1 protein-coding gene is annotated in these 693 nt (G+C 75.5%); it reads right to left on the reverse strand.

Annotated features, from left to right (window positions below):
• Window positions 1-693 (reverse strand): DUF5691 domain-containing protein (locus tag DEIPI_RS39905; protein ID WP_045234335.1); only part of this gene is annotated, 693 nt, incomplete at both ends.

Consider the following 693-nt stretch of genomic DNA (forward strand, 5'->3'; position numbering starts at 1 on the left):
AGGTCGTGGCGGTCGCCAGCCAGTCGAGCGCTCTGCGCTCACGTTCGGCGAGGGGCAGGTGTGGGAGGAGGGAGGGTCGGTCGGTCGCCCGCAGGAGGCGTTCCACAGCGAGCGCGAGGTCCTCGGCCGGACCGTTGGAGAGGCTCGCGATCAGCGCCTGCGCCCCGCCGTGCTTCTCCACGAGGGCGACCGTGGCCTGCGGCCCGCCGAGCGCCCGGAGCACGGTGTCGGGATGCGAGAGGCGCAGCGCCGCCTCCAGGGCGGGCACGGGCCCCGCGATCTCGCCGGGCAGGCCGTCGGCGACGGCGGCCTCGTCGGTGAGCGCGGCGGGCACGGCTCCCCTTCGGCCCTTCGTTTCGAGCACGTGGGCGAGCTCGCGCAGCCTGGACTCCATGCGGGTCTGGAAGGCCGTCCCGGGAAGGCGGGCCAGCAGGGTCGTCGCGCCCGAGACGACCGCGCGTGAGCGACTTCGCCTCAGGCCGTCCAGCACGTCCTCTAGGGTGGCGTCGGCGGGATCGGGGCGTTCCGCGAGGACGCGGAGCAACCGTTCCTGTGTGTCCGAGCGCTCGGTGGGCAGGACGTTCCTCAGGAAGGCCCTCGTGGCGACCGGGTCGGCGTCGAGCGCGGCGCGCAGCAGTTCCTCGCGCAGGGCGGGCGTCGCGGCCGCCCAGTCGGCCTCGTCGGGGACGCGGG

This window comes from Deinococcus pimensis DSM 21231 (assembly GCF_000519345.1).
GTDB lineage: Bacteria > Deinococcota > Deinococci > Deinococcales > Deinococcaceae > Deinococcus_A > Deinococcus_A pimensis.